Origin of the sequence: Lysinibacillus sp. GbtcB16 (assembly GCF_019091145.1) — a bacterium.
Lineage (GTDB): Bacteria > Bacillota > Bacilli > Bacillales_A > Planococcaceae > Lysinibacillus > Lysinibacillus fusiformis.
This window is the reverse complement of the sequence record NZ_JAGXJV010000756.1, coordinates 1-244: the sequence shown is the minus strand read 5'-3', so window position 1 is coordinate 244 and position 244 is coordinate 1. Positions and strand designations below refer to the sequence as shown.

General features: G+C 38.9%; 1 protein-coding gene. It reads left to right on the top strand.

Annotated features, from left to right (window positions below):
* A partial coding sequence (locus KVT27_RS25805; protein WP_217582298.1) for a nucleotidyltransferase family protein occupies window positions 1–244 on the top strand: 244 nt, incomplete at both ends.

The window sequence follows — 244 nt, the reverse complement described above, 5'->3', positions numbered from 1 at the left end:
AGCAAATTAAAATTGAAATTCATTGGAGATTACACCCTGGACCAGGAAAGGAGCCAAGCTTTGAGGCACTGTGGGAGCGAAAACGAACAAGCACACTTACAAGTGAATCTATATATCAATTAGGAAGAGAAGACTTGTTTTTATTTCTGATTTCTCATGGGGCACGTCATGGCTGGTCTCGATTGCGTTGGTTATTAGATATAAATCAAATGGTCAAGCAAGGACTTGATTGGAAAGAAGTTTA